Raw genomic sequence first — 4,669 nt, 5'->3', positions numbered from 1 at the left:
GACTCCTGACTCCTCCCTCATTTATTTATAACTATTCAACCGGACATGATATTATATAGAATCCGGTTGAAAAGTAGTCCGCAGCAACGATAGGAAGCAATCTCCGCGCACTTCTGAGATTGCTTCCTTCCACTCCGTTCCAGTCGCTGCGGACTTGGATATATTAATTTAGTTAAGTAAGTAGTGGGAGCATCCTGCTCCCGTAATTTAGACCCCTGGGTGAACGTTTCGCTCACACTATCAATTTATCAAACAATTCATTATCCTGAATTTCATCAAAAATTGTTGGGTTTCATGCTTCAACCCAACCTACACAGCAATCAATTTCTGAAACAATTCATTATCCCGAATATTCTCAAAATCAGATTCGTTTTTTGCCATTTCCTGACAGTTTCCACCATTCAAACTAATCGCCTTTTCCAAACTTTTTAAAGATACTTCAACCTCGCCTTTTAAACTATAACAACGAGCCTGATTATACCAAGCACTAAAAAAGTCTGGTTTAATTTTTACAGCATTATCAAAACAAGCGATCGCCTCTCCATAAATACCCAACTTCATCAAAGAAACTCCCCGATTATTCCAGGCATCACTATAATCATTTTTAATCGCAATTGCCTGATTATAAGACTTGACTGCCTCTTGATATTTTTGAATTTTTGCTAAACAAACCCCTCGATTATTCCAAGCATCTGCATAGTCAGGTTTAACCTTTATCCCTTGTTCAAAAGAATTAATCGCCTCTTGATAATGCTGCAATTCTATCAAAGAAACACCCCGATTATTCCAAGCATCTGCATAATCAGCCCGAATTTGTAAAGCTCTATCGTAAGAAGTAATTGCTTCATCAAACATCTTTAATCTTGTCAAAACTACACCCCGATTATTCCAAACATCTGCCATTTCCGGATAAATTTTTAAGGCTTGATTATAAGCATTAATTGCTTCTTTCAACCGACCTGCTAAGAAAAATTGATCTGCTTGTTTTGCATAATCATTCGCCATCATTAACGGCTCCGAATTATCAGCTTTAGTAGCAGAATATTGAATCAAAGTATCCTTTTGAAGTTGTTCAATTTTTTCATCAGCTTTGTGACTTTGTTCCTTCAGTTCATCTAAGATAATTTGAGCCTCACCGACTATTTCTTTCAGTTGAGATATTGTGTCATATTTAAAACTATCAATTTCTTGTTCTGTAATGTCAATTTTGTTAGCCAACTTTGTCTGAAGAAACCAAATCCAAATTGCTGCCGAAGCAGGGAAAAAAGTCAAGACAATCAGAAAAACACTAAGTAATGATGTGGCATGACGAAAAGTATAATCTACTTCTTCTCGGACGCGATCGCGAATTTCTTCTTTGAGTTTAAATTCTTCAATTTCTGCTTGATTTTGAGTCAGGAAAATTAAAGATTTTTGTTTTTGATAATCATAGTTAATTTTGTGATTTATATGATAATTTTTACTTTGACTATATACGGCACTTTCACTAAGAGAAAGTATAAGAGTTAAAATCAGATTTATAATTTTCATAATTCTGGTAAAAATTGAGATTAACTAATAATATTTTCGATCTATGAATTAATTCTAATTATTAAACCTAAATTCCAAATTGATAGTAAAATAAATTATAATGTACACAAAAGTTAGACCAAATTCTCATATAGCAGGGAACAGTTGGAAAAACGTTTCCTAGTCTAAGATTTATCATTAGTCTATATCCTAACTAATTCTTTTTTACCTATAAGAAAGAATTAATCTCTCTAACTTTTGACTTTTGACTTTTGACTTTTGACTTAAAAAAATGTCTGAATGGATTGAAATTGGTAAAATTGTTGCACCTCAAGGTTTGAGAGGAGAATTGCGAGTATATCCTAGCTCAGACTTCCCAGAAAGATTTTTAGAACCCGGAAAAAGGTGGCTATTATCACCAGGTAAAATAGAACCTAAGTCTATTGAATTATTAGGTGGTCGTTATCTTTCTAGTAAGGGGTTGTATGTAATAGAGTTAGCAGGAATTGAAAATCGTGAACAAGCTGAAGCTTTACGAAATAGTCAATTATTGATTGAAAACGGCGATCGCCCCCAACTAGAAGAAGATGAATTTTATGTACCAGACTTAATTGGTTTAACAGTTATTAATCAGTTAAATGGGGAAACTATTGGCAAGGTTGTGAGTATGATTTCCGCTGGAAATGATTTATTAGAAGTAGAAAAAATCTCTACAGATGCTCCTGTTATTTCTGAAGTTCATAAGGGAGATAATTTACTACAAGAAAAAGGAAGAAGTCGGCGGAAAAAACATCAGCAAAAATCTCAATCTCCCCAATCCAAAAATATTTTAATTCCCTTTGTCAAAGAAATTGTTCCTATAGTTAATTTTGAAAAAAATACTATTGAAATTACTCCCCCTGAAGGCTTAATTGATTTGTGAAGAAGGAACAAGGAAGAAGGAAGCACTAAAAAAAGCAATAAAACGGTATATTTTCTCGTTCAATTATATAAATAAGTTTGGACAAAAAGAGAGCAATTATAATTTTGATATAGCAATCTTATGTGAGTTGTAAGATTTTGGTGGTAGGGGGAAATCGCGATTCGCCCCTACAGGAGTCATAATTTTTAAGGTTTTCACCTCAAACTAACTATCATAAAAATTCTCACATCTCATTCCTGATTGCTATATTAATCTAGCAGTTGTAAATAACTCTAGTCTCAGTTATGATTTCTTTATCCTGACTTCTTTCTTTATCAAAAATACAAAAAAATTACTAATCAAAAAAAAGTCGTTTATATGCTAATACGGTTCATATAAGACCAAAAATCCTATAGTATGGAACTGTTAGAGTAGCTCTTGAGATTACAAAATTGCCACAAAAAAATCCTTAACTGTCTATAGACTCATCTACTTTCTTTATTCCTTATCCCTACATCCGTGCCAAAATCAGTGTTGTGCTTTCCTAATTCAAACCAGTTTAAATTCCTCAACAGCAGGTAAAAAATTTTTATTTTCATGGCTAGGGCGGCTAAGTTTAATCAGTACAAACCTTTGCAATGGAGTTAGATTTTCCCATTGGTCTAAATTAATTTTAATACCTACTTCTTCAGCTTTTTCCTGAACTGTTTCTGGAATTTTTTTGTCATCCATCCAAGCTGGATTTTCTTCAACAGGTAAATCCTTAGCAGGGGTATTTGTCTGCTCAATTACTAACTGATGTAGCCATTCTCGGTAACTTTGAATTTCCTCGGATTTGCTGCAAGGTTTATCTACCAACTCTTGACGAATTGAATGATTAAATTGATGCCAGTGGGATAATTTTAATTTGACTCCGCAGGTATCTAATTTATAGCGTACTACCATAGGAATACACCGTAAAGATTCTACAAAGTCTTGCTCAAATTCAAAATAATTGTCACTCATATTTTTTTGATTTTTTAGTTAGATAACTCTGAGATATAGCAATTCCCATTCTTAGTGAAAGAAACAACTTTTGGATTTTAGGGAATAGGTAATAGAAAAAAAATACTATACCCTACTTTTTTTCTATTACCTATTATTGAAAAATATTAAACCGGATATCATATTTAATGATGAGATGGTGGCTTTTTTCGTGAGCTAATAATCCAATAACTAATAGATAGAGCAAAAATAGCAAGTGCTAATCCAACTAAAGCATCTCCTCCTTTTTTATCCAAATCATAAATAATGATTTTTCGGGCTACAGCAATTAAAGAAGTAACAATTACTAGCTCTAGACTAAAAACGTGCTTATGGAGGTAGGCTGTAATATTTTCTAAAAGTTCCAGAGCAATTAAAATATTTAAAAATAGTCCAAATATTTCAAATAATGAATCTTTAAACAGAGGATGGGGTGCAAAGAAAAGTTTTTCAGAAATAAAAACTACCAAATCAAATACAGCAAAAAGAATCACACCTATCATAGATAAAGTCAGAACTTTAGAGATTATGATTTCCATGGATTCAATAAATTTGAGGAAAACTTCATCTCGTTCAGGAAGAACAATATTTTTGATAGTTTTGAGGAACTTATTCATATTTATATTTAGTATAGAATTAACATAAAATTGGGCAATTATAGCGCTTCACGCAACTTAAAAGTCAAAAATAATTCCTGACTAAGATTAAGCATTTATAAGTGTCTTGACGATAATGCGTGGTGCTATAATAGAAATCACCTGTATTTTTGTTCGCCTTTTTACTATGTAGTGAAAAGAAACCAAGTAGTAGGATAAGTATATTCTATTTCTGTTTTTTCCATCTCATTAACTGAGTTTTTACTAGCAGCAATAATCAAAGAGCTTACTCCAGTAAAAGCTATTACTCCGACTAAGGCAGCAATTGATATATTGTGTAATAGAAGCGATAAATCGGCTTTGGCTCTGGTATAATAAGGTATAGCATCTTCTGAGTCTTGTTCTAGAAAATTATCATAATTTGATTGCATATTATCACCCTGGTTTTGAATTGTGCCCGATCAGTATACAATTAGTTACGATCAAATAGCAATTATCAATCTTTCATAGTTTGATTAAGTTATAGCTAAAATTGGCGTTACTGAAGCGTCGGTATGATTTTCGTACTTAGAGAGTAAGGAAAGATTTTCATTAATTGATAATTGATAATGGATAATTGATAATTACCTCTGGTTAAAAC

5 protein-coding genes are annotated in these 4,669 nt (G+C 32.5%); 1 reads left to right on the top strand and 4 read right to left on the bottom strand.

Annotated elements, in window-relative coordinates; all coding sequences use genetic code 11:
- Positions 1-309: 309 nt before the first annotated feature.
- Positions 310-1,530 (bottom strand): tetratricopeptide repeat protein, encoded by a 1,221-nt coding sequence (locus ACP6PL_RS26335; RefSeq protein ID WP_426548301.1) that lies wholly within the window; start codon positions 1,528-1,530, stop codon positions 310-312.
- A gap of 271 nt (positions 1,531-1,801) precedes the next feature.
- On the opposite strand from ACP6PL_RS26335, the gene rimM reads away from it, so the two are divergent.
- Positions 1,802-2,431, top strand: a complete 630-nt coding sequence (gene rimM / locus ACP6PL_RS26330) for a ribosome maturation factor RimM (protein ID WP_426548300.1) — start codon at positions 1,802-1,804, stop codon at positions 2,429-2,431.
- A 528-nt stretch (positions 2,432-2,959) separates the two neighbouring features.
- Here rimM and ACP6PL_RS26325 read toward each other — a convergent pair.
- From ACP6PL_RS26325 to ACP6PL_RS26315, 3 genes are all read right to left on the bottom strand, one after another.
- Complete coding sequence (locus ACP6PL_RS26325) at positions 2,960-3,415, bottom strand: nitrate reductase associated protein (RefSeq protein WP_426548299.1); 456 nt, start codon at positions 3,413-3,415, stop codon at positions 2,960-2,962.
- Between the two features lie 164 nt (positions 3,416-3,579).
- Positions 3,580-4,050 (bottom strand): phosphate-starvation-inducible PsiE family protein, encoded by a 471-nt coding sequence (locus ACP6PL_RS26320; protein WP_426548298.1) that lies wholly within the window; start codon positions 4,048-4,050, stop codon positions 3,580-3,582.
- 164 nt (positions 4,051-4,214) lie between these two features.
- Entirely contained in the window at positions 4,215-4,460 is a 246-nt protein-coding gene (locus tag ACP6PL_RS26315; protein WP_426548297.1) for a hypothetical protein, read from the bottom strand.
- Positions 4,461-4,669: the final 209 nt, after the last annotated feature.

The organism is Dapis purpurea BLCC-M126, from assembly GCF_050015975.1.
Classification (GTDB): domain Bacteria; phylum Cyanobacteriota; class Cyanobacteriia; order Cyanobacteriales; family Microcoleaceae; genus Trichodesmium.
This window is presented reverse-complemented; position numbering and strand designations above follow the sequence as displayed.

Coding starts and splice junctions, on each gene's coding strand:
- ACP6PL_RS26335 (WP_426548301.1), bottom strand. CDS start 1,530: ATGAAAATTATAAATCTGATTTTAACTCTTATACTTTCTCTTAGTGAA.
- rimM (WP_426548300.1), top strand. CDS start 1,802: ATGTCTGAATGGATTGAAATTGGTAAAATTGTTGCACCTCAAGGTTTG.
- ACP6PL_RS26325 (WP_426548299.1), bottom strand. CDS start 3,415: ATGAGTGACAATTATTTTGAATTTGAGCAAGACTTTGTAGAATCTTTA.
- ACP6PL_RS26320 (WP_426548298.1), bottom strand. CDS start 4,050: ATGAATAAGTTCCTCAAAACTATCAAAAATATTGTTCTTCCTGAACGA.
- ACP6PL_RS26315 (WP_426548297.1), bottom strand. CDS start 4,460: ATGCAATCAAATTATGATAATTTTCTAGAACAAGACTCAGAAGATGCT.